At 68.9% G+C, this 22,703-nt stretch carries 20 protein-coding genes; 12 read left to right on the plus strand and 8 right to left on the minus strand.

Going from position 1 to position 22,703, the window contains the following annotated elements; all coding sequences use genetic code 11:
* The first annotated feature begins 89 nt into the window (after positions 1-89).
* The 3 genes from AB0H56_RS15345 (at position 90) to AB0H56_RS15355 (ending at position 2,925) form a co-directional block, all read left to right on the plus strand.
* Entirely contained in the window at positions 90-1,271 is a 1,182-nt protein-coding gene (locus AB0H56_RS15345; protein ID WP_357162670.1) for an AAA family ATPase, read from the plus strand.
* A 237-nt stretch (positions 1,272-1,508) separates the two neighbouring features.
* Positions 1,509-2,441, plus strand: coding sequence for an alpha/beta hydrolase (locus tag AB0H56_RS15350; RefSeq protein WP_357162673.1), 933 nt, complete (start codon positions 1,509-1,511; stop codon positions 2,439-2,441).
* Between the two features lie 193 nt (positions 2,442-2,634).
* Positions 2,635-2,925, plus strand: a complete 291-nt coding sequence (locus AB0H56_RS15355) for a hypothetical protein (protein WP_110037863.1) — start codon at positions 2,635-2,637, stop codon at positions 2,923-2,925.
* Between the two features lie 57 nt (positions 2,926-2,982).
* On the opposite strand, the gene AB0H56_RS15360 is transcribed toward AB0H56_RS15355, so the two are convergent.
* Positions 2,983-4,164, minus strand: coding sequence for an acetyl-CoA acetyltransferase (locus tag AB0H56_RS15360; protein ID WP_357162676.1), 1,182 nt, complete (start codon positions 4,162-4,164; stop codon positions 2,983-2,985).
* Positions 4,165-4,374: 210 nt separating this feature from the next.
* On the opposite strand from AB0H56_RS15360, the gene AB0H56_RS15365 reads away from it, so the two are divergent.
* From AB0H56_RS15365 to AB0H56_RS15375, 3 genes are read left to right on the plus strand one after another with little or no spacing between them, the layout of a single operon-like run.
* Positions 4,375-5,205, plus strand: coding sequence for a hypothetical protein (locus AB0H56_RS15365; RefSeq protein WP_357162679.1), 831 nt, complete (start codon positions 4,375-4,377; stop codon positions 5,203-5,205).
* A 30-nt stretch (positions 5,206-5,235) separates the two neighbouring features.
* Entirely contained in the window at positions 5,236-7,170 is a 1,935-nt protein-coding gene (locus tag AB0H56_RS15370) for a fumarate reductase/succinate dehydrogenase flavoprotein subunit (RefSeq protein WP_357162682.1), read from the plus strand.
* Positions 7,171-7,172: 2 nt separating this feature from the next.
* Positions 7,173-7,919, plus strand: coding sequence for a succinate dehydrogenase/fumarate reductase iron-sulfur subunit (locus AB0H56_RS15375; RefSeq protein WP_357162685.1), 747 nt, complete (start codon positions 7,173-7,175; stop codon positions 7,917-7,919).
* A gap of 41 nt (positions 7,920-7,960) precedes the next feature.
* Here the strand turns inward: AB0H56_RS15375 and AB0H56_RS15380 are convergent, their stop codons facing one another.
* The 6 genes from AB0H56_RS15380 to AB0H56_RS15405 form a co-directional block, all read right to left on the minus strand.
* Positions 7,961-8,098: a hypothetical protein gene (locus tag AB0H56_RS15380; protein ID WP_357162688.1), complete on the minus strand. Its 138-nt coding sequence runs from the start codon at positions 8,096-8,098 to the stop codon at positions 7,961-7,963.
* 99 nt (positions 8,099-8,197) lie between these two features.
* Positions 8,198-8,413: a DUF397 domain-containing protein gene (locus AB0H56_RS15385; RefSeq protein WP_357162691.1), complete on the minus strand. Its 216-nt coding sequence runs from the start codon at positions 8,411-8,413 to the stop codon at positions 8,198-8,200.
* Positions 8,410-8,628 carry a DUF397 domain-containing protein gene (locus tag AB0H56_RS15390; RefSeq protein ID WP_232995861.1) on the minus strand — a complete coding sequence of 73 codons (219 nt, stop codon included), beginning with the start codon at positions 8,626-8,628 and terminating at the stop codon, positions 8,410-8,412. The genes AB0H56_RS15385 and AB0H56_RS15390 overlap by 4 nt, the downstream gene beginning before the upstream one ends.
* Entirely contained in the window at positions 8,625-9,539 is a 915-nt protein-coding gene (locus AB0H56_RS15395) for a helix-turn-helix transcriptional regulator (RefSeq protein ID WP_357162694.1), read from the minus strand. The genes AB0H56_RS15390 and AB0H56_RS15395 overlap by 4 nt, the downstream gene beginning before the upstream one ends.
* 383 nt (positions 9,540-9,922) lie before the next feature.
* On the minus strand, positions 9,923-10,870 hold the full coding sequence (locus AB0H56_RS15400; protein ID WP_357162697.1) for a DNA-3-methyladenine glycosylase 2 family protein: 948 nt from the start codon (positions 10,868-10,870) through the stop codon (positions 9,923-9,925).
* Positions 10,871-11,227: 357 nt separating this feature from the next.
* Positions 11,228-14,392: an FAD-binding and (Fe-S)-binding domain-containing protein gene (locus tag AB0H56_RS15405; RefSeq protein ID WP_357162700.1), complete on the minus strand. Its 3,165-nt coding sequence runs from the start codon at positions 14,390-14,392 to the stop codon at positions 11,228-11,230.
* Positions 14,393-14,550: 158 nt separating this feature from the next.
* On the opposite strand from AB0H56_RS15405, the gene AB0H56_RS15410 reads away from it, so the two are divergent.
* On the plus strand, positions 14,551-16,431 hold the full coding sequence (locus AB0H56_RS15410; protein WP_357162703.1) for an ABC transporter ATP-binding protein: 1,881 nt from the start codon (positions 14,551-14,553) through the stop codon (positions 16,429-16,431).
* A gap of 20 nt (positions 16,432-16,451) precedes the next feature.
* On the opposite strand, the gene AB0H56_RS15415 is transcribed toward AB0H56_RS15410, so the two are convergent.
* The gene (locus AB0H56_RS15415) at positions 16,452-17,147 is read right to left on the minus strand and encodes a GntR family transcriptional regulator (protein ID WP_357162706.1); all 696 of its coding nucleotides are present in this window, start codon (positions 17,145-17,147) and stop codon (positions 16,452-16,454) included.
* 240 nt (positions 17,148-17,387) lie between these two features.
* Between AB0H56_RS15415 and AB0H56_RS15420 the strand changes: the two genes are divergently transcribed.
* From AB0H56_RS15420 to AB0H56_RS15440, 5 genes are read left to right on the plus strand one after another with little or no spacing between them, the layout of a single operon-like run.
* Positions 17,388-18,308 carry an ABC transporter permease gene (locus AB0H56_RS15420; protein ID WP_357162709.1) on the plus strand — a complete coding sequence of 307 codons (921 nt, stop codon included), beginning with the start codon at positions 17,388-17,390 and terminating at the stop codon, positions 18,306-18,308.
* A complete protein-coding gene (locus tag AB0H56_RS15425; RefSeq protein ID WP_357162712.1) occupies positions 18,305-19,177 on the plus strand; it encodes an ABC transporter permease in 873 nt (290 codons plus the stop codon). Before AB0H56_RS15420 ends, AB0H56_RS15425 begins: the two co-directional genes overlap by 4 nt.
* Positions 19,174-20,175 carry an ABC transporter ATP-binding protein gene (locus AB0H56_RS15430; protein ID WP_357162715.1) on the plus strand — a complete coding sequence of 334 codons (1,002 nt, stop codon included), beginning with the start codon at positions 19,174-19,176 and terminating at the stop codon, positions 20,173-20,175. The genes AB0H56_RS15425 and AB0H56_RS15430 overlap by 4 nt, the downstream gene beginning before the upstream one ends.
* A complete protein-coding gene (locus tag AB0H56_RS15435; RefSeq protein WP_357162718.1) occupies positions 20,172-21,173 on the plus strand; it encodes an oligopeptide/dipeptide ABC transporter ATP-binding protein in 1,002 nt (333 codons plus the stop codon). Before AB0H56_RS15430 ends, AB0H56_RS15435 begins: the two co-directional genes overlap by 4 nt.
* Positions 21,170-22,699: an ABC transporter substrate-binding protein gene (locus AB0H56_RS15440; protein WP_357162721.1), complete on the plus strand. Its 1,530-nt coding sequence runs from the start codon at positions 21,170-21,172 to the stop codon at positions 22,697-22,699. Before AB0H56_RS15435 ends, AB0H56_RS15440 begins: the two co-directional genes overlap by 4 nt.
* Positions 22,700-22,703 lie beyond the last annotated feature (4 nt).

Consider the following 22,703-nt stretch of genomic DNA (forward strand, 5'->3'; position numbering starts at 1 on the left):
CTCGCTCGTCTGCGCTTCGCTAGCAGTATCTAGGACACAACGCAGACTTACCGAGATTCTGCCGTGCGAACGCGCTACGGTTGTCCGGCATGGACCCCGTGCGCAATCCATACGCTCCCGGCGCCGGCCAACGTCCGCCCGAACTGGCCGGGCGCGACAAGCAACTCGCCGCCTTCGACATCGTGCTGGAACGGATCGCGCGCGGCCGCCCGGAACGCAGCGTGATGCTCACCGGCCTGCGCGGCGTCGGAAAGACTGTGCTGCTCAACCAGCTTCGCTCGGCCGCCATCTCGCGCGGCTGGGGCACCGGCAAGATCGAGGCGCGGCCGGACCAGGATCTGCGCCGCCCGATGGCCTCGGCGCTGCACATGGCGGTGCGTGCGATCGCGATGGCGCACCGCAATCCCGAGCGCGTCGACGATTTCCTCGGCATCCTCAAGGCCTTCGCCCTGCGCGCCACCGCCGACAAGGGCATGCGCGAACGCTGGCAGCCCGGCATCGACGTGCCCGCGGTGACCGGCCGCGCGGATTCGGGTGACATCGAGATCGACCTGATCGAGCTGTTCAAGGAGGCCGCCGCGCTGGCCGCCGACATCGGCGTCGGCATCGGCATCTTCATCGACGAGATGCAGGACCTCGGTCCCGCCGACGTGTCCGCGATCTGCGGCGCCTGCCACGAGCTGAGCCAGGACGGCGCGCCGCTGATCGTCGTCGGCGCCGGCCTGCCGCATCTGCCCGCGGTGCTCTCCGCCTCCAAGAGCTACTCCGAGCGACTGTTCAGTTATCACCGCATCGATCGGCTGGACCGGGAGTCGGCCGATCTCGCGCTGATCGTCCCGGCGGAGCGCGAGGAGGTGAAGTTCACCGAGGACGCGCTCGACTCGCTGTACCAGAAGGCCGACGGCTACCCGTATTTCGTGCAGGCGTACGGCAAGGCGGCCTGGGATCAGGCGCCCGACAGCCCGATCAGCGCCGAGGACGTCGAGGTGGCCTCCCCCACCGCCGAGGAGGAACTCGCGGTGGGCTTCTTCGGGTCCAGGTACGAGCGCGCCACGCCCGCCGAGCGCGAGTACATGCGGGCGATGGCCGATCTGGCAGGCGACGACGGTCCGGTGGCCACCGCGGCGGTCGCCGCCGAGCTGGGCCGCAAGCCCGCCTCGGTCTCACCCGCCAGGGACGGGCTGATCAAGAAGGGGCTGATCTACTCGGCCGAACGCGGCACGATCGGGTTCACGGTCCCCCATTTCGGCCGCTATCTCCGGAGCGTATAGCTCTCTGCGACGTTCTAGCGTCTGACCTAGATAGAGACAGAAAGAGCTCACGGCCACCTTCTTCACAGCGATCTACAGAGTTCTATCCTCTTCCCTAGAGAACCGAATACTTTCCTGCATAACGGTCCAGCCGCCTCCGGATTCGGTTGCGCATCAGCTGCGTAACGCAAGGATTGACGGGCTAACGCCCCGGAAATCTGTCCCGAAACACGGGTACACGATCAGCAGGGAGGCGGGATGTCGAACCATGAGGGCCGCCGCGCCACCGTGACCGCCGACGACGGCACACCCATCGCCGTCCGGGTGCACGGCGCCGACACCGCCGCGCTGACCGTCGTCTTCGTGCACGGCCACTGCCTGCACACCGAGTCCTGGTCCATGCTGCGCGAGCATCTGCTGCCGCACTGGGGCGCCGAGGTGCGGATGGTCTTCTACGACCACCGCGGCCACGGCGAATCCGGCCACGCCGATCACGCGACCTACACGATCGACCATCTCGCCACCGACCTCGACGCGGTCCTGCGTGCCGTCGCGCCGAGCGGACCGGTCGTGCTCGTCGGGCATTCCATGGGCGCGATGGTGCTGCTCGCCTACGCCCGGCTGTTCCCGGCCGCGATCGGCGAGCGCGTCGCGGGCATCGGGCTGATCGCGGGGGCGGCGGGCGGCATCACCGAGGTGGGGCTCGGCAGGCTGCTGAACCGGCACACCGTCGGGTCACTGCAGCGCGCCGTGGTGCGCGCGCCGCGGGTGATGCAGGCGTCGAAACGCTTCTCGCGCTGGGTCTTCGGGCCGCTGCTGCGCGAGGCGAGCGCGGGCACCGGCCGGGTGAACCGGCGAGTCGCCGCGGTCGCGACCGCGATCCTCAGCGAGACCCCGCTGCTGACGATGGCCGGATTCCTCAGCTCGCTGCTCACCTTCGACGAGGCGCTCACGCTGCCACGCCTCGGCACACTGCCCACCCTGGTGCTGGCCGGTTCCGCCGATCTGATGGTGCCGTTCACGCATTCCGTCGTGCTGGCCTCGCAACTGGCGAGCGCGGAGCTGGTGCGGATCGAAGGGGCCGGGCACAGCGTCATTCTCGAGCGGGCCGAGGAGGTCGCGACCTCGATCGCCGCACTGGTCGAGCGGGCGCGGACGGGCGCGCGGACTCAGTACGCGGTCGCGGGCTGAGGCCCGATGGTTACCGGACGGCAATCGCGGAATCCTCGCCAACTTCGGGCGCAAACCGAAAAGCTCGGTTATTGTGGTGGAGATCACGTTGTGTGGTGAGTCACACGACTCGGTGCAGTGCGGCCCGGGGTTTCACGGGCGTGCCAGGTGATCCGATGAGTCGGTCCGCCCGCCGTATACACAGGAGGTAACGATGACACGCAGCGACATCGCGGAACTGCGCTACGCGGTCGGTCAACTCCGGCAATCGATCGGCGCACTGCGCACCAACTACGGCGACGCGGCCACCGTGCGCAGGTTGGAGAACGACCTCGAGCGACTGGTCATCGATGCCGAGGAGTTCGAGCAGGCGCCACCGCCGGAGCTCGCCACGCCACGGCGATCCGAACCGATCTATGTCCCCGACAGCAAGTCCGACGAGGCGGCCTGGATGGGCGCGCAGGACGAGGGTCTCGGCTTCCACTCGCGGCCGCGGACCAAATAGCAGACCTGTTCACCGGCGCGACGGTCCTGCCACCCAGGGCCGTCGCGCCGACCCCTGTCAGGCGCGGTGCCGACCGAGCCTTTTGGCACGAACCCCGTGGAAGCGCGCACCGCGCGGGGTCTCGCTCGGTTCGGCGAAATCGGCGGACTCGAACAGCGCCGCGATCCCGTGGTCGTGGCCGAGCGCGATGGCCTCCAGGCCGAAGCGGCCGCCGGTGCGGCCCAGTTCGTGCAGCATCGTCGTCATGATCCGCAGGCCGGTCGCGCCGACCGGGTGCCCGAGCGCGATGTCGGAGCCGTTCACATTGAGCCGGTCGTGCGGGTCCAGTTCCCATTCGGTGGCCAGCGCCAGCACCTCGACCGCATAACCCTCGTTGATCTCGAGCAGGTCGATCTCGTCGAGCGCGCGGCCGGTGCGGCCGAGCAGTTTGGCCACCGCGGGCGCGGCGCCGAGCGTCGGTCCATCGCTGTCGCAGCCCGCCGCGGCCCAGCCCGCGAGGAACGCCATCGGCGTCAGGCCGAGTTCGCTCAGCCGGTCCTCGGCGACCACCAGGCAGGCCGACGCGCCGAGCCGGTGCGCGCTCATGTTGCCGACGGTGACGACGCCGTCGTCGAGCAGCGGGCGCAGGGCGGCCAGCGTGTGCGTCGACAGGTCTTCGCGCACACCCTCGTCCCGGCGGATCTGATGCTCGAACGAACCGGCGGCGACCGCGACCGGCACCACCTCGGCCCCGAACGCGCCCTGCCGCCAGGCCCGCGACGCCTTGCGGTGACTGGCGGCGGCGAATTCGTCGGCGGCGGTGCGGTCGATGCCGTAATACCTGGCCAGCCACTCGGCGTTGCGCAGTCCCGCGACGCCGCCCGGCGGGTCGGCGGTGGTCGTCGCGCATTCGACGCCACCGGCGACGACCACGTCGGCCGCGCCCGTCTGCACCATCATCGCCGCGGTGATCACGGCCTGCAGGCCGCTGCCACTGTGCCGGTCGGTGAGGAATCCCGGCACCGAGAACGGCAATCCGGCGCCACGGGCGGCCAGCGCGCCGAGCGCCGGGACGCCGGCGAGCCCGCCGCCGACACAGGCCATCGCGACGTCCTCCACACGGAGCGGATCGATGCCGGACCGCTCGAGCACGGCCGACAACACGGTCGTGGCCAGCCACTGCGCGGGCATGCCGGACAGCGCCCCACCCTCGATCCCGCTCGGTGTGCGAACGGGCGCCACGATCGCCGCTCTTCTCATGCTCACAGGGCACCACACGTTTGTTGCACCGGCGTGACCGTCCGTCACGGCCGTGACGGCTGTGACCGAGATCACCGCCATGCGCCGCGGGCGGTTGCGCGGGACCCGGCTCGAGCGGCTCGAACACAGGCGTATGGTGCTCCACATCACAATCCATCGCGGTGGGGAATGATCAACCGCCGCCACCTGAGGAATCAGCGAGGCATCCACGTGAGTGCCGCACCGACAACCACCCCGTCGACCGGGACGGGCGTCTTCAGCAAGACGCGCGCCCGCATCGCCGCGCGCACGCTGCGCACCGACCGCTGGTGGCTACCTCCCCTGCTCACCGCGCTCGGGCTCGGCGCCTTCGTCGGCTACGCGACGATCAGATCGTTTGTGCGCACGGCCTATTGGGTGCCGCAGTACCACTATCTGACGCCGTTCTACTCGCCCTGCCTCAGCGATTCGTGCGCGCCGGGATCGAGTCATTTCGGCACGCCGTTCGGCGAGCTGCCGATGTGGATCCCGCTCGGGTTCGTGGTGCTGCCGTTCCTGCTCGGCTTCCGCCTGACCTGCTACTACTACCGCAAGGCCTACTACCGGTCGGTGTGGTTCTCCCCGCCCGCCTGCGCGGTCGCCGAGCCGCACGCGCGCTACACCGGGGAATCGCGGCTGCCGCTGATCATCCAGAACTCGCATCGCTACTTCTTCTATGTGGCGGTGGTGGTCTCGCTGATCAACACCTGGGACGCGATCACCGCGTTCCACGGCGAGAGCGGCGGTTTCGGCTTCGGGCTCGGCAACATCGTGCTGCTGGTCAACGTGATCCTGCTGTGGGCGTACACGCTGTCGTGCCATTCGTGCAGGCACATCGCGGGCGGCAGGCTCAAACACTTCTCCGCGCATCCGGTGCGGTACTGGTTCTGGACCCAGGTCTCCAAGCTCAACACCCGCCACATGGCGCTGGCCTGGACCACCCTCGGCACCCTCGTTCTCACCGACTTCTACGTGATGTTGGTTGCCAGCCAGACCATTTCGGACCTGCGGTTCGTCGACTGAATCGCCTCTACCCGAGGAGCTTGTTCACCCATGTCAGAGCTGGAACAGCACGACTACGACGTCGTGGTGATCGGGGCGGGCGGCGCGGGGCTGCGCGCCGTGATCGAGGCACGCGAGCAAGGACTTTCGGTCGCGGTGGTGTGTAAGTCCTTGTTCGGCAAGGCGCACACCGTGATGGCCGAGGGCGGCTGCGCGGCCTCGATGGGCAACGCCAACGAGAAGGACAACTGGCAGACCCATTTCAAGGACACCATGCGTGGTGGCAAGTTCCTCAACAACTGGCGGATGGCCGAACTGCACGCCCGCGAGGCCCCCGATCGCGTGTGGGAGCTGGAAACCTATGGCGCGCTGTTCGATCGCACGCCCGACGGGCGGATCAGCCAGCGCAACTTCGGCGGCCACACCTATCCGCGCCTCGCGCACGTCGGCGACCGGACCGGCCTCGAGCTCATCCGCACCATGCAGCAGAAGATCGTCTCGCTGCAGCAGGAGGATTTCGCCGCCACCGGTGACTACGAGGCCAGGATCAAGGTCTTCGCCGAGTGCACCATCACCGAGCTGCTCACCGAGAACGGCCGCATCGCGGGCGCTTTCGGGTACTGGCGCGAGTCGGGCGGGCTGGTGTTGTTCAAGACGCCGGCCGTCGTGCTGGCCACCGGTGGCATCGGCAAGTCCTACAAGGTGACCTCGAACTCCTGGGAGTACACCGGCGACGGCCACGCGCTGGCCCTGCGGTCGGGCGCGACCCTGATCAACATGGAGTTCCTGCAGTTCCATCCCACCGGCATGGTCTGGCCGCCCAGTGTGAAGGGCATCCTGGTCACCGAGGGCGTGCGCGGCGACGGCGGCGTGCTGAAGAACTCCGAGGGCAAGCGGTTCATGTTCGACTACATCCCGCCGGTGTTCAAGGGCCAGTACGCCGAGACCGAGGCCGAGGCCGATCAGTGGTTGCGCGACAACGATTCCGCGCGCCGCACCCCCGACCTGCTCCCCCGCGACGAGGTCGCCAGGGCCATCAACGAGGAGGTGAAGGCGGGGCGCGGCACCGAACACGGCGGCGTGTACCTCGACATCGCCTCCAGGATGCCCGCCGAGGAGATCGTGCGCAGGCTGCCGTCGATGCACCACCAGTTCAAGGAGCTGGCCGATGTCGACATCACCGCGGAGCCGATGGAGGTCGGCCCCACCTGCCACTACGTGATGGGCGGCATCGAGGTCGACCCCGATACCGGCGCGGCCGTGGTGCCCGGATTGTTCGCCGCCGGTGAGTGCTCCGGCGGCATGCACGGCTCGAACCGGCTCGGCGGCAACTCGCTGTCGGACCTGCTTGTGTTCGGCAGACGGGCCGGGCTCGGCGCGTCGGCCTATGTCCAGCAGCTTACCGAGCGCCCGGCCCCGGCGCCCGCCGACATCGAGGCGGCGACGAAAACCGCACTGGCGCCGTTCGATCCGCCCGCGTCCGGCACGGGCGAGAACCCCTACACCCTGCACAGCGAGTTGCAGCAGACCATGAACGACCTGGTCGGCATCATCCGCAAGGAACACGAGGTGCGCGAGGCCATCGAGAAGCTGGCGCAGCTGCGAGCCAGGTATGCCGACGTGACGGTGGACGGTTCGCGGCAGTTCAACCCGGGCTGGCATCTTGCCCTCGACCTGGCGAACATGCTGCTGGTGAGCGAGTGCGTGGCCGAGGCCGCGCTGCTGCGCACCGAGAGCCGCGGCGGGCACACCCGCGACGACCATCCCGGCATGAACCCGGACTGGCGCAACAAGCTGCTGGTCTGCGCGCTCGATCCGGCGACCGCGGATCGGCGGGTGCCCGGCATCACCGTCACCCCGGCCGATCAGACGCCGATGCGCGAGGACCTGCTCGCCCTGTTCGAACTGAGCGAACTCGAGAAGTACTACACCGAGCAAGAATTGGCCGCTCATCCGGCCGCGGGCTCGGTCGAAGGAGAGGCGTAGCGATGGGATACGACGCCCGGTTCCGGGTCTGGCGCGGCGACATCGACGGCGGTGGTCTCGAGGACTTCACGGTGCTGGTGAACGAGGGCGAGGTGGTGCTCGACATCATCCACCGTCTGCAGGCCACCCAGGCGCCCGATCTCGCGGTGCGCTGGAATTGCAAAGCGGGCAAATGCGGTTCGTGCTCGGCGGAGGTGAACGGCAGGCCGCGGCTGCTGTGCATGACGCGGATGTCGACCTTCACGCCCGACGAGGTGATCACGGTGACGCCGATGCGCACCTTCCCGATCATCAAGGACCTCGTCACCGATGTCTCGTTCAACTACGAGAAGGCCAGGGAGATCCCGTCTTTCACGCCGCCGGCGGGACTCGAACCGGGCGCGTACCGGATGAAGCAGGTCGATGTGGAGCGCTCCCAGGAGTTCCGCAAGTGCATCGAGTGCTTCCTGTGCCAGAACACGTGCCACGTGGTCCGCGACCACGAGGACAACAAGCAGGCCTTCGCCGGGCCGCGCTACCTGATGCGCGTCGCCGAGCTGGAGATGCATCCGCTCGACACCGCCGACCGGCGCGAAATGGCCCAGGAGGAAGCGGGTCTGAGCTACTGCAATATCACCAAATGCTGCACCGAGGTCTGCCCGGAACACATCAAGATCACCGACAACGCGCTCATTCCGTTGAAGGAACGGGTCGTTGACCGTAAATACGATCCCATTGTGTGGCTGGGCAACAAACTGTTCCGGCGGTGAGCGGAAACACTGCGGGGCACGAGGCCCCGCAGCGACCGCCACTACAACACAGCTACAGTCCCTACCGCGACTGATCCGACCAGTAATCCGATGAACAGCGCGCCGAGAAACGAGCCGGTGAGCACGTAGATACCTGCCGCGGACACCACGAAAAGCAGTATCACGATCAGGCGCTCCACACCGTCCTCAGGCGCCAGCCTCCGGTACCGGGGTGGCATTTTCTTCAACCCTCGGTCCATGTACCCGGGTTACCCGGTGGGACCTTGATCCAAACGTGATCAAGGGCGATCGAACTCGCCGTCGTGCACGCCCGCGGTGAAGGCCGACCATTCACTCGGGGTGAAGATCAGCACCGGTCCTTCGGGATTCTTGCCGTCGCGCAGGGCCACATAGCCGTCGTCGAGCATGGCCACTTCGACGCTGCTGCCCGCCCCCGCGGCGCCCGCGCGCAGCCAGGTGGCGCCGGTGGTGTCGATGGCGCGCTTGCTGTTCACCGGGCGCCCAGCGCGCAGGCGAACGCGCCGCTGTCGATACCGGCGGTGAACGCGTCCCAGCTGGGCCCGTCGAAGACCAACGCCGGTCCGGCCGGGTTCTTGCTGTCGCGCACCCCGACGCGCCCGCCGTAGAGGAACGCGACTTCGACGCAGTCCTTGTCGGCACCGCTGCGGGTGCTCTTGAACCAGTGCGCGTCGACGAGATCGAAACTCATGCCACATACTCCTTCGCGACCCGCCGCAGCAGGTCTCTGCTCGGTTGAATATCCAGCGCATGACGCTGGAGGCACTCGTGAGCCCGGTCGTACCTGCTGACATCAGCGCGTCGTTCCAGGTAGAGATCGCCGGTGAAGCCTTCGGCGTACACCACCGGCGGTTCGACCGGTTGCCCTTTGCTGTCGGCGCCGAACTCGAGAACCGTGAAAGGTCCGGTGGAGACACCGAGTGGAACACCGGCGGCAAACGGCAGGATACGCAGTGTCACATTGCTTCGGGTACTCGTGTCGGCAAGGTGTCGCAACTGCGCAGCCATCACCTTCGCATTACCGACGAGCCGATGCAATACCGATTCGTGCAGAACGACATCGATCTCGGCGGGCGATTGCTTGCGGGTGATCAGCGCCTGCCGCTGCAGGCGCAGCGCGACCCGCCGATCGATTTCGTCGTCCGAATCCCGGGGATACGCCAGCTGATTCAATGCGCGCGTGTATTCGGCGGTTTGCAGCAGACCGAGGACGAGTTCGGACTGATAGGGCCGGAGCCGTTGCGCCGATACCTCCAAACCCAGGTATATGTCGAAGTTTTCGGGAATCAGATCGCCGTACGCGTGCCACCAGCTCTTGACCGCTGCCTGCTGCGCGAGACCGGTGAGCCCTTCCGCCGTCGCTTCCGGGATGCCGTAGATCCGGCACAGTTCCTGGATGTCGATGGTGCGGATACGGTCGGCGTGCCCCTTCTCCAGGCGCTGCAGGGTGCTCGCTCCCCACTCCATGAGCTTGGCCGCCTCGGCGATGGTCATCCCGGCCTGCGTGCGCCAATCCCGGAGGTAGCGGCCCAATTGACGGCGCGGCAGGGTCGAGGAGACTCCCGCCTGCCCGCCGGTTCCGATCGATGCGTTCGCTGCCACAGCCCCACTCCTCCTGTGTCGCAACCTGCCAGCGCTCTCAGCCCCGGTCTGGCGGTCGATTTCGTCCACTCTGGGGAATCCTGCACTCCCCCGTGGATGTTGTGCTGGGAATTCGGCGCCAAAGCTCGGAATCGGCGTGTACTCCCCGATAGCCGCGGGATTGCGTGCTCTGCTTGGCGCATGCAATTGAGCGATGTGAACATGCATATTGCCGCTGCACTACTCGGTTGCGGTACCGATCCGGGGCCGATGGACGCCGAACAGGCCCATGCCGCAATGCAATTGCACCTCGACTGCACGGTGGACGAGTGCCGGGTGCGCAGGCGGGCCCGCACCACCCTCGTCGACGCCGGACACTGCGTCCTCGAGCAGCGTGCCCTGCGTTAGCGGTGGCGGTGATCGGTGATCGGGGTGCGCGGACCGAACTTCGGTTTGTGCGCCTGGCCGCTCAGCGCGAGCAGCCGCACCGCCCGATAGCGGTGTGGGCGTAGCGGTTCCAGGTACTCGACCATCGCGTCGTCGTCGATCGGATGGCCGAGCAGGCTCCAGCCCACCGTCGCGGCGAGGTGGTAGTCGCCCACCGAGAGGGCGTCGGCGTCGCCGAAGGCGCGCTGCGCGGTCTCGGCAACCGTCCAGACACCGATGCCGGGCAGGCTGCGCAGCCGGCGCGCGGCCTCCTCGGGCGCGACGGACGCGGTGCGCTCGATCGCGTCGGCCACCCGCGCCGCGCGCACGATCGTCTGCGCGCGCTGCGGCCCGACATTGGCCCTGTGGTACTTCCAGGACGGGATGCGGCGCCAGGTCTCGGCGTCCGGGGCGACCATCAGGCCTGCCGGGGCAGGCCCCGGTGCCTTCGACCCGAACTCGCGGACCAGCGCGCGGTACGCGGCGAACGAGGACTTGGTCTGCACCTTCTGCTCGAGGATGGCGGGCACCAGCGATTCGAACACCAGCCCGGTCCGCAGCATCCGCAGGCCGGGCACCACGCGATGGGCTTCGACCAGCTTGGGATGCTCGGGCGTGAAGTCGTCGAGGTCTTCCTCGAGGCACAGCATCCGGTCGAGTCCGTCGAGGAATTCCGCGGCCCCGGGACCCCACGCGTCGGCGCGGGCACCGTCGCGACCGTCCTGGACGAGCCGGTAGGTGACCACGCCACTCGGCATCCGCGAGGCGTGCCAGTGGGCGCCGTCTCGGTCGATGTGGTGGCACGGATCGCCGCCGCCGCGCCGCAGCGGGATGATCGTCAGCCCGACGTCGAACGGCCTGCTCGAACGAACCGTCCTGGACAGCCCGGCCGTGGCCGAGTGGGCATCCAGGGTCTGTTCGCGCACCCGCTCATTCTGCGCCACCGCCGGGCCCCCGATGCGCATTCGTAATATTCGCCACGTGGGCGGCGATATCGGTGATGTCGGCAAACAGCCGGCATCCGGGCTCGACGCGGGAGGTTCACCGATGATCACGAACGCAATCAACTGGCTGCTGGCGGCGTGGGGAAGCGGGTCGGCAGGCAGCTCGGGATACCAGCTCGCGCCGGGGACCTTGCCGCACGGCAGCTGAGAACCGCGCGCGATCCACTCAGCACGGGCACGTGGTTGGCACTCCAGCGACCGGGCCATCTCCCGGTCGCGTGCCGGCGGGCATTCCAACGACCGGTGCATGCGCCGGGCTGACGCAGGTGCGCTGACCTTCTATCCCTGCGCGGATCGGTGCGCGCCGAGCAGGTACGTCGCCAGGGCGATGCCCGGGGTGCCGGCCAGCTGGGCGGCCTGGGTGCGGCAGGAGAAGCCGTCGGCGAGGAAGGTCGCGCCCTGCGGTGCCGCGCGCAGGGCCGGGAGCAGGGCGTTCTCCGCTACCGCGACCGAGACCTCGTAGTGGCCGCGCTGCATGCCGAAGTTGCCCGCCAGCCCGCAGCACCCGGCCAGTTCCGCCACTGTGACGCCCATGGCGGCCAGCAGTTCACGTTCGGCCGCGAACCCGCCGACCGCGTGCTGATGACAGTGCGGCTGCACGACCACCGTCTCCCCCGTGCGGCGCGGTGGCCGCCAGCCGGGCTGGTCGAGCAGGAATTCGGCGAGCGTGCGCATCGACGCGGCCACCTTGGCGGCCCGGGGATCGTCCGGGAGCAGTTCGGGGAGGTCGGCCCGGAGCGCGGCGGTGCAGGACGGTTCAAGGCCGATGATCACCCCGCCCGCCGCGGCGTGGTCGGCCACCGCGTCCAGCGTCGCGCGCAGCCGCTTGCGCGCACCGTCCAGCTGACCGGTGGTGATCCAGGTCAGGCCGCAGCAGACGCGCCGCTCCGGAATCCGGACCCGATACCCGAACTGTTCGATCAGCAGCACCGTCGCCAGCGCGTTCGCGGGGTCGAACGTATCGGTGAACGAGTCGACCCAGAGCATCACATCACCGGCACCGGTCTCCGGCTCGCTCGCCGCCGATTCGACGGCGGCCGACCTCCCCGCCTCGGGCACACCAGCGGCCGACCTCCCCACCGCAGTCCCACCAGCGGCAGATTTCGAGGCGCCGCTGTCGGTAGCCGATGTCGCGTCGCCGCTCCCGGCAGCAGCGGTATGCGCGCAGCCGGTTTCGGTAGCAGCCGATGCCGTGTCAACTGCCTCGACAGGTGTGGTTGCGGCGGCGGTCTCGGCAGTGGCGGTGGGCTCGGATGGCTGCGGGCGGATTGTGGGCGGTGGTTTCGGTGGTGCTGCCGCGGCGGCGGATGGGAGCAGGTGATGGTGGGGGGATTCGGACAGGGCGCAGGCTGTTGGTTCGGGGCGGGCGTTGCCGCCGAGGTCGTGCCAGATGCGGCGGAACGGGGTCGGGGCGAGGGTGGGGGCTTCGCGGCGAGGGTCGATACCCGCGGCGCGCATGGCGGGTTTGCGGAGGGTGGGGCGGGCGGCGAGGGCGTTGGCCAGGCGGGGAAATCGTTGGGCGACAGCTAGCCAGCGGGGGAGTTGGCCGAGCAGGTAGTGGTCCACCGGGCGGATACGGCCTCGGTAGCGGCGGTGCAGTGCCTCGGATTTGTAGGTCGCCATGTCGACGCCCGCCGGGCAGTCCGAGGCGCAGGCCTTGCAGGACAGGCACAGGTCGAGGGACTCCGCCACCGCCGGTGCGCGCCAATCGAGTTCGCCGCGCACCACCTCCTGCAACACGCGAGCACGGCCGCGGGTGGTGTCCTTCTCGTCGGCTGTGGCCAGGTACGAGGGGCACATGAAGCCGCCCGCCGCGCGAGTGTCCGCGCGGCACTTGCCGATTCCTACACATCTGTGCACAGCTGTGGACAGATCGCCGGCGTCGTCCGCGAGCGCGAACCCACGGGCGGTGGGCAGCGGCCGCAGTCCCGCCACCCGGAGATCGGTGTCCACCGGATTCGGTGCGACCAGCACCCCGGGATTGAGGATGTCGTCGGGATCGAACAGGGATTTGAAGCCGGCGAAGGCGGCCAGGGCGGCGGGGGAGTACATCACCTCGAGCAGCTCGGATCGCGCCCTGCCGTCGCCGTGTTCACCGGACAGCGAGCCACCGTGGCGCACAACGAGTTCGGCGGCGTCGAAGAGGAACGAGCGGAAGCGGCGGGGCGCGTCGGCGATCGGGAGATCCAGGCGCACATGGATGCAGCCGTCGCCGATGTGGCCGTAGAGCAGTCCGTCGACACCGTATTCGTCGGTGAGCGCGTCGAATTCACGCAGATAGGCGCCGAGACGTTCGGGCGGAACGGCGGCATCCTCCCAGCCCGGCCACGCCGGCTGACCCTGCGGCGTCCGTCCGGCCAACCCCGCTCCGTCGGCGCGGATTCGCCAGAGTGCCGCGGTGGCAACGGGATCGGTGACGATCAAGTGGTCGTCGGCACCGGCTTCCCGGCACAGCCGCTCGGCGGTCGCCAAGGCTTCGGCAGCGCTGTCGCCCGCGGTTTCGACGAAAAGCCAACCGCGCCCACGCGGCAGCTCCGGCACCGTCCCGCGATGCGCGCGCACACGGTCGACCAGTCCGGCGTCGATGCCCTCGACGGCGATCGGCGCGCACCGCGTCACCGCGGCGACATCGTCAGCCGCCGTGGCGATATCGGGATATCCGAGCACGGTCAGCACGGTGGCCCCCGGCAACGGCGTGAGCTCGACCTCGGCGTCGAGCAGCAGTCCGCAGGTGCCTTCCGTGCCGACGAACGCCCGGGCGATCGACGAACCACGTTCCGGCAGTAGATGTTCCAATCCGTACCCGGAGGCCTGCCGATCGAATCTGCCGAGTTCGGTGCGCAAGACCGCGAGATTGGCGGTGGTGAATCCGGCCAGCCCCGGCACGGCGGCGAGATCGGTGCCGAGCAGGCGCTCGGTACCTGTCCCGTCGACGACGCGCAGCGACCGCACCGTGTCGGAGGTTCGTCCCCAGGCCAGCGCGTGCGGGCCGCAGGCGTTGTTGCCGATCATCCCGCCCAGCGTGCAGCGGTCCTGGGTGGACGGGTCAGGCCCGAAGCGCAGACCCGATGGTCGCAGCTGTCGTTGCAGGTCCGACAGCACGACACCAGGCTGGACCACCGCCGTGCGCGCCTGCGCGTCGACCGCCCGTACGGCGCGCATGTGCCTGCTGAAGTCGAGGACGATGCCGGGGCCGACCGCATTGCCTGCCACCGAGGTGCCGCCACCGCGCGCGGTCACGGCCAGGCCGTTCTCCCGCGCGAAGGTCACCGTCGCCGCGACATCGGAATCCTCGCGCGGGAACGCGACGACCGCGGGCCGGACGCGATAGTTGGAGGCGTCCGAGGAGTACTCAGCCCGGCGCCGGACCGACGCGTCGACCACGCAGGAGACCCGGGCCCGCAGGGCATCGGCCACCAGCTCCGCACTCCGGTTGTCGTCCACCGGACCAGCCTATTCGGCCCGGTCGCCGAAATTCCCGATGTGGTTTCGCTGTCCGCTTAACCGGTGGTCACCGGAAAGTATTTGCGATCAACCTTTGTTGAGGTTTTAGTGTCGGTGGCCAGGAGTTCGATGGGTGGGGAGCGAAGAGGAGTGCGGCAGTGAGTATCGAATCGGTGGCCTACAGCCAGATGTACCGGCGGGCGAACGCGCCGGAGGAGCAGCGGCCCTTCAGCCTGTCCACCGCGCGTCGGATCGTGCGCTTCGCCGAAGCCCACTGGCGCCGGATCTCGGGGTTCCTGCTGCTCAGCGTGGTGGCCGCGGTGCTCGGCGTGGCGACGCCGGTGCTCGCGGGCCGGGTCGTCAACGACATCGTGGCAGGCTCGGCGCCGCGCACGGTCGTGCTGCTCGCCCTCGCCATCGCGGGCCTGGCGATCCTCGACGCGGGCCTCGGCATCGTGATCCGCTGGCTGTCCGCCCGGATCGGCGAGGGCCTCATCCTCGACCTGCGCACCGCCGTGTTCGACCACGTGCAGAAGATGCCGGTCGCGTTCTTCACCCGCACCAGGACCGGCGCGCTGGTGAGCAGGCTGAACAGCGATGTGATCGGGGCGCAGCGGGCGTTCAGCGACACCCTGTCCGGCGTGGTGACCAACATCGTCACCCTGGTGCTCACCCTCGCGGTGATGCTCAGCATCTCCTGGCAGATCACCCTGCTCGCGCTCGTCCTGCTGCCGGTCTTCGTGATTCCGGCGCGTCGCGCGGGCAACCGCCTGGCCGCCATGCAGCGCGAGGCCGCGCAACTCAACGCCGCGATGAGCACCCAGATGACCGAGCGCTTCTCCGCGCCCGGCGCCACCCTGGTGAAGCTGTTCGGCAGGCCGAAGCAGGAGTCCGCGGAGTTCGCGGTGCGCGCCACCCGGGTTCGCGACATCGGCGTGCGCACGGCCATGCTGCAGACCACCTTCGTCACCTCGCTCACCCTGGTCTCCGCGCTGGCGCTCGCGCTGGTCTACGGCCTCGGCGGCTGGTACGCGCTGCGCGGCAGCCTCGACGCCGGTTCGGTCGTCGCCCTGTCGCTGCTGCTGACCAGGCTCTACACCCCGCTCACCGCGCTGGCCAGCGCGCGGCTGGAGATCATGTCGGCGCTGGTGAGCTTCGAGCGGGTGTTCGAGGTGCTCGACCTGAAGCCGCTGATCGAGGACGCGCCCGACGCGACGGCGGTCCCCGACGGCCCGGTGGCGGTGGAACTCGACGCGGTGAACTTCGGCTACCCCTCCGCCGACAAGGTCTCCCTCGCCTCACTGGAAGACGTCGCGACGCTGGACAGCCGCGGCGGCGTGGAGGTGCTGCACGAGGTGTCGCTGCGGGCCGAGCCCGGCCAGCTCGTAGCCCTCGTCGGTTCCTCCGGTGCGGGTAAATCGACCATCGCCCAATTGGTTTCGCGACTCTACGACGTCGACTCCGGCGCGGTCCGGCTCAACGGCGCCGATGTGCGCGAGCTGACCACCGAGTCGATCCAGCGCACCGTCGGCCTTGTCACCCAGGACGGGCACCTGTTCCACGACACGATCCGCGCGAATCTGCTGCTCGCCAGGCCGGAGGCCACCGAGGACGAACTGTGGGACGCGCTGGAACGGGCGCGCCTGCGCGAGCTGGTCGCCTCGCTCTCCGACGGCCTCGACACCGTGGTCGGCGAACGCGGCTACCGGCTCTCCGGTGGCGAGCGGCAGCGGCTGACCATCGCGCGCCTGCTGCTCAAGCAGCCGCGCGTGGTGATCCTCGACGAGGCCACCGCCTCGCTGGACTCGACCTCGGAGGCGGCGGTCCAGGAGGCGCTCACCGAGGCGCTGCACGGCCGCACCGCGCTGGTGATCGCGCACCGGCTCTCCACCATCCGCGCGGCCGATCAGATCATCGTCCTCGAACAGGGCCGCATCGTGGAGCGCGGCACGCACGCCGACCTGCTCAACGCCGACGGCCGCTACGCCGAGCTCTACCGCACCCAGTTCGCCGACGACCCGGTCCCGACCGCCGCCTGAGACGGACGACGCCGACCCGGCTATCCGGCCGGGTCGGCGTGCCGCAGCGCGGTGACGATCGCCAGGGTCGGCGCCCGGCCCGCCTCGGTGTGGCTGAGCATCGCGTATTCGGCCAGCCGCTCGTCGCCGGAGGAGATCGCCTCGATGAGGTGGCGGTGTTCGTCGCGCTGTTCCTCGGTGTCGCGCTCGGCGGTGAGGAAGAACAGCCAGGCCATGCGCGCCAGGATGGTGCGCATCAGCTGGCTGAGCAAGCTGTTGCCGGACAGTTCGACGATCGCGCCGTGCAGGCGCGCGTTCGTCTCCGCGATCCGCAGCGGGTCACGGGAGTCGGTGGCCGCCTGCGCTTCTCGCAGCGCGGCGCGCAGCGGCGCGCTGTCGTGACCCTGCCTGATCCGGGCGGCGGCCAGGCGCGCGGCCAGCGGCTCGAGACCGATCCGCACATCGAAGAGTTCCTCGACCGCGGTGCGGTCCCACGACCGCACCACCGCGCTGCGCCGGGGCAGGGCGCTGACGATCCCGTCGAATTCGAGCAGCGCGAGGGCTTCGCGCACCGGCAGCCGCGAGCTGCCGAGCATCGCGGCGACGCGAGCCTCCGGTAACTTCTCGCCTTCCCGGTACACCCCGGTGATGATGTTGCGCCGGAGTTCGTCGTAGATGCGCCGGGTCTGGGAGGTGTCGTCCACGGCGTCCGCCGGGCGACGTTGGTCTCGGGCCACGGAGCTAGTCTACGAACATCATTTCGGTCGACTGTTTATATTCTCCCCGCACATCGACCTTCCGCCGAAGGGAAACCGCACCGCCCCGGCAATGGTTATCAGATACGCCATTGACCTTGAAAGATATACCTTTTAGGTTCCTCCGGATCATTCACCGGACCGAAACGTACGGAACACAACGGGGATACACCCGGCTCCAATTCTGTATACCGATTCCATCGGCCACAGAGAGGATGCGAGTTGACCCGCTATCTGCTCCGCCGCTTCACCCAGGCGGTGATCACCGTCTTCGCCGTCATCTCGCTGGCATTTCTGCTCGGGCGGCTGACCGGCAGTCCGGCCGCGTCGATGCTGCCCGAAACCGCCAGCGAGGCCGATATCGCGGCACTCGACCACGAGCTCGGTTTCGACAGGCCGCCCCTGACGCAATACCTCGACTACCTGGCCGGCATCCTGTCCGGCGACTTCGGGGACTCGTACCAGCAGACCGGCACGTCGTCGATGTCGCTGGTCCTGCAGCGATTGCCCGCTTCCCTGCAACTGGGTGTCGCCGGCTTCGCGATCGGGCTCGCGCTCGCCTTCGCCGTCGTGCTCGCGATCCACCTCGCCGGTCGCTGGTCGCTGCGCGGGGTCGCGCTCGGGGTCGGGGCGGTCCGGCTCGCGGTGCCGGACTTCCTGTTCGGATTGCTGCTGGTCCTGGTGTTCTCGGTGACGCTGGGCTGGCTGCCGTCACTCGCCGGCGCCGATCCGCTGGCGATCGTGATGCCGGCGGTGACCATCGCGACGGCCCAGTTCGTCGTCTACACCCGCCTGCTCGACAACTCCCTGATCGCGGAGAGCGCGCAGGACTACGTGCGCACCGCGTACGCGCGGGGGGAGCGCCGGTCGTCGGTGCTGCTGCGCGATGTGCTGCCCAATGCCTTGCTGCCGGTGCTCACGATCTCCGGAATCACGCTGGGCACCTTGCTCGGTGGGCTTGTGATCGTCGAAAATGTCTTCGCCTGGCCCGGTTTGGGCCAGCTGATGCTCGACGCGGTGTTCAATCGCGACTTTCCGGTGGTCCAGGCGGGACTGGTGGTGATCGCGACGATCTTCGTGGTGGTCAATTTCGGTATCGACGTCCTCTACGGCGTCATCGACCCGAGGGCGAGGGTCCGATGACCCGTCCCCGCGATCTCGCCACCGCCGCGGGCGTCACGATGATCCTGGCTGTCGTCCTGTTCTCCCTGCTGTATCCGCTTCTTCCCGGCTACGACCCGTACGCGCAGCAGCTCGCCTCCGCGTTCGCGCGGCCGTTCACCGACGGAAGCCACCCACTCGGCACCGATTCGCTCGGGCGGGACCTGGCGAGCAGACTGGCGCTGGCCGGGCGGATCACACTCGGCCTGGTGCTGGTGATCGTGCTGGTCAACGCGTTCATCGGCATGGCCATCGGCACGGTGTCGGGGTATTTCCGCGGCGTCACCGACAACGTGCTGATGGGTGTCGCCGATGTTCAGCTCGCGGTTCCGATGACGCTGGTGATCATGGCGGTCTCGGCCATTCGCGGCCCGAGCACCGCGCTCATGGCCACGATCCTCGGTGTCACCTTCTGGGTCGGCTACGCGCGGGTGGCCCGCTCGGTGGCGCTCGGCCTGTCCGGCCGGGATTTCGTGATCGCGCCCAAGCTGCTCGGCGCGCGCGCCGCCTGGGTGATGCGCAAGCACGTGGTCGGCCATGTCACCGCGCCGGTCTTCATCCTGGCGACCGCAGATCTGGGCAACGTGCTGATCATGATCTCGTCGTTCGATTATCTCGGGCTCGGCGTGCAACCGCCGACGCCGAGCTGGGGCTTGATGATCACCGACGGCCAGAAGTATCTGCGCCAAGCACCGTATCTGACCATCGTCCCCGCCATCGCCCTGCTGCTGGTGATCGGCGGAACCCTGCTCACCAGTCGGCGATTCACCGACGAGGGCAAGGGCCTGCGCCGGGTGCGGCGGGCGCCGCGCGCCGGTCGGGGCGCTCTCGTGAAGGAGCTGGCCAGATGAGCACCCTGTTGGAGATCAGCGATCTCACCGTCGGCTACGAGACGGCGGCGGGGGAGCGGGTCGTGCTCGTCGACTCGGTGAGCCTGAGTCTGGCGGAGGGCGAAGTGCTGTGCCTCGTCGGCGAATCCGGCTCGGGTAAGTCGGTCACCGTCCTCGCGGTGCTCGGATTGCTGCCCCCACCGCTGGAGATCTTCTCGGGCAGTGTGCGTTTCCGGGGCGCCGAACTCGTCGGCGCCGACGACGAGACCCTGCGGCGACTGCGCGGCGCCGAACTCGGCATGATCTTCCAGGATCCGATGACGACGCTCAATCCGGTGCGCCGGGTCGGCGTGCAGATCGGACGCGCGCTGGCCGTCCATCAACGGCTCGACGCCAGGACTCGCGCGCAACGGGTCGTCGAACTGCTTGCCGCCGTTGGCATTCCCCAGCCCGCGGAGCGTGCCCGCGCGTATCCGCACCAGTGGTCGGGTGGTATGCGTCAGCGCGCGGTGATCGCCATGGCCATGGCCAACGATCCGGCCGTCCTCATCGCCGACGAGCCGACCACCGCCCTCGACGTGACCGTACAGGCGCAGCTCATGGAGGTGCTGGCGCAGGCACACGCCCGCAGCGGTGCAGCGATGATCCTGATCACCCACGATCTGGGACTGGTCGCGCAATACGCCGATCGGGTGGCGATCATGTACGCGGGCCGCGTCGTCGAAACCGGCACCGTGTGGCAGATATTCGACGACGCCACCCACCCGTACACCCGTGGGCTGCAACGCAGCCTGCTCGGGCAGTCCGGGTCCGCGCGCGCCTATGCCATCCCCGGCTCGCCGCCGTCGCCGAGTCTGCGCCCGGCCGGGTGCGGCTTCGCGCCCCGGTGCGAATTCGCCGGCAAGAACGCCGAATGTGACACCAGCGCACCCGCTCTCGCGTGGTCGACTACCGGGCACGCCGTCGCCTGCCCGCCCTCCGTCGAGGCCGCGCCGATCGAACAGGAACGCTCCGCATGACGACGATCGATGAACCGGTGGAGGACGTCATCCGGGTCGACGGGCTGGAGGTGAGCTTCACCAGCAGGCGGGGGCTCCTCGGCACCAGCAGGCTCCGCGCGCTCGACGGTGTGAGTTTCGCGGTCCGCCGTGGGGAGACCTTCGGCCTGGTCGGCGAGTCAGGGGGCGGCAAGTCGACGCTCGTCCGCACCCTCTTCGGGATCAACAAACCCAGCGCGGGCTCGGTCCGGATCCTCGGTCACGACCTGGCGACCCTGCGCCCACAAGCCCGGCGCGCCCTGCGCAACCGGGTCCAGCTGGTCTTCCAGGACCCGTATTCCTCGCTCGACCCGCGGATGACCGCGCACGACATCGTCGCCGAACCACTGCGCATCGCGGGCGGGTACCGGCCCGAACGTGTGGTGGAAATGCTCGAGCAGGTGGGACTGGGCCGGGACGCGTTGGCGCGCAAGCCCGCCGAGTTCTCCGGCGGACAGCGACAGCGACTCGGCATCGCCAGGGCGCTCGCGCCGGGACCGGAGGTGCTCGTGCTCGACGAGCCGGTCTCGGCGCTGGACGCCTCGGTGCAGGCCCAGGTCATCAATCTGCTGCAGGACCTGCAGGAGGAACTGGGGCTGTCGTATCTGTTCATCGCCCACGACCTGTCGGTGGTGCGCCACCTGTCGGACCGGATCGCGGTGATGCACCTGGGAAAGCTGGTCGAGATCGGCGCGACCGAAGACGTGTTCACCAGCCCTGGCCATCCGTACACCCGGGCCCTGATCGCCTCGGCCCCGATACCGGACCCCCATCGACGCCGCCGCGACACCTCGGCGCTGGTGCGAGGCGAACTCCCCGATGCCACGAACCCGCCGAGCGGCTGCACCTTCCGCACCAGATGTCCCCTCGCCACCGCCGAATGCGCCACGCGCGTACCGGAACTCGAACCACAGGGCCGCACCGACCATGTCGTGGCCTGCCTGCGTCCGCTCGCGGGCCCGCCGAAAGGAAACCGATGAAACCGATCACCCGCGGCCTGGCGACAGGGCTCGCCGCCGTCGCTGTCGCCACTCTCACCCTGAGCGCCTGTGCGCCCGCGGGTTCCGATACCGCGTCACAGTCGACCCTCGTGGTCGGCGCGGTCACCGAACCCACCGACGTGCCCGACCCGATCAGCGACGGCTCGCTGGCCGGCTACAACTACTATTTCGCGATCTTCGACCAGCTCGCCCGCTTCGACAGCGAAGGGGTGATCGGACCGAAACTGGCGACGAAGTGGGAGCACAACGCCGACTTCACCCAGTGGACGTTCACGATCCGCGACGACGTGAAGTTCCACAACGGCGACCCGCTGAAGCCCGCCGACGTCGCCTTCACCTACAACAAGATCAAGGCCACGCCGACCGGCGATCCGGCCACGTACATGGAGATGTTCGACTCCGCCGCGGTCGGGCCCGGCAACACCGTGGTGTTCAGCCTCAACGCCCCGTTCTCCGCGTGGCCGACCATCACCACCGGTGTCTCGATCGTGCCGGAATCGGTGTACACCACGCTCGGTTCGGCGGGGTTCGCCGCCGCACCCGTCGGTTCCGGGCCGTTCGTCTTCGACCACTACACGCGCGGCGTCGAATACGCGGTCAAGCGCAATCCGGACTACTGGGCCGAGGAGGCTTCGGTCGAGGCGGTCACCTTCAAGACGGTGGCCGACGCCGACGCCCGGCTCAACGGCGTCCAGTCCGGCAGCCTCGACATCGCGCTCGTCGCGCCGAATCAGGTCGCGGCCGTCGAGGGATCCAAGGGACTGCGCATCGAATCCAGGGTCTCCAACGGTGTCACCTTCCTCGGCATGAACGCCACCGCGGGACCGCTGGCCGATCAGCGGGTGCGCGAGGCGATCGCGCTCTCGATCGATCGCGAGGGCATCGTGCAGACCCTGCTGGCGGGCCGGGCGACGGTCGCCAATCAGCTGGTCGCCCAGAACGTCGGCGGGTTCGACCCGAAGTACCCCGCGCCGGTGCGTGATACCGCGAAGGCGAAGCAATTGCTGGCGGCCGCGGGCTACCGCGGGACGCCGATCCCGTTCCAGTACGCGACGAACGGGCGCATTCCGCTGAGTTCGGAGATCGCCCAGTCGATCCAGGCCAACCTGGCCGAGGTCGGCATCACCATCACCCTGCAGGGCACCGATCAGAACAGCCTCTCGCAGATGATCTACACCAAGAAGTCCGCCGCCGGCATCTACCTCAACACCTACGCGCCGTCGACCATGGACGGCGACGCGCCGATCGCCTCGATGTTCGGCGGACAGTGGAACGACTACGCCATGCTGCCGGAGACGCAGGCGCTGGTCGCCGAGACCAGGACCGTCGCCGGGCAGGCCAGGATCGACGTGTATCGCGAGCTGTTCACCCTCAACGACACCAAGGCGCTGCTGATCGGCCTCTACACCCCCGACGCGAGCTACGCCGTCGATCCGGCGCTGCGCTGGAAGCCCCGCGCGGACGGCATGATCACCGTCGACGCGGCGAGCTTCGGAAAGGACTGAATCC

Origin of the sequence: Nocardia sp. NPDC050717 (assembly GCF_040654275.1) — a bacterium.
Lineage (GTDB): Bacteria > Actinomycetota > Actinomycetes > Mycobacteriales > Mycobacteriaceae > Nocardia.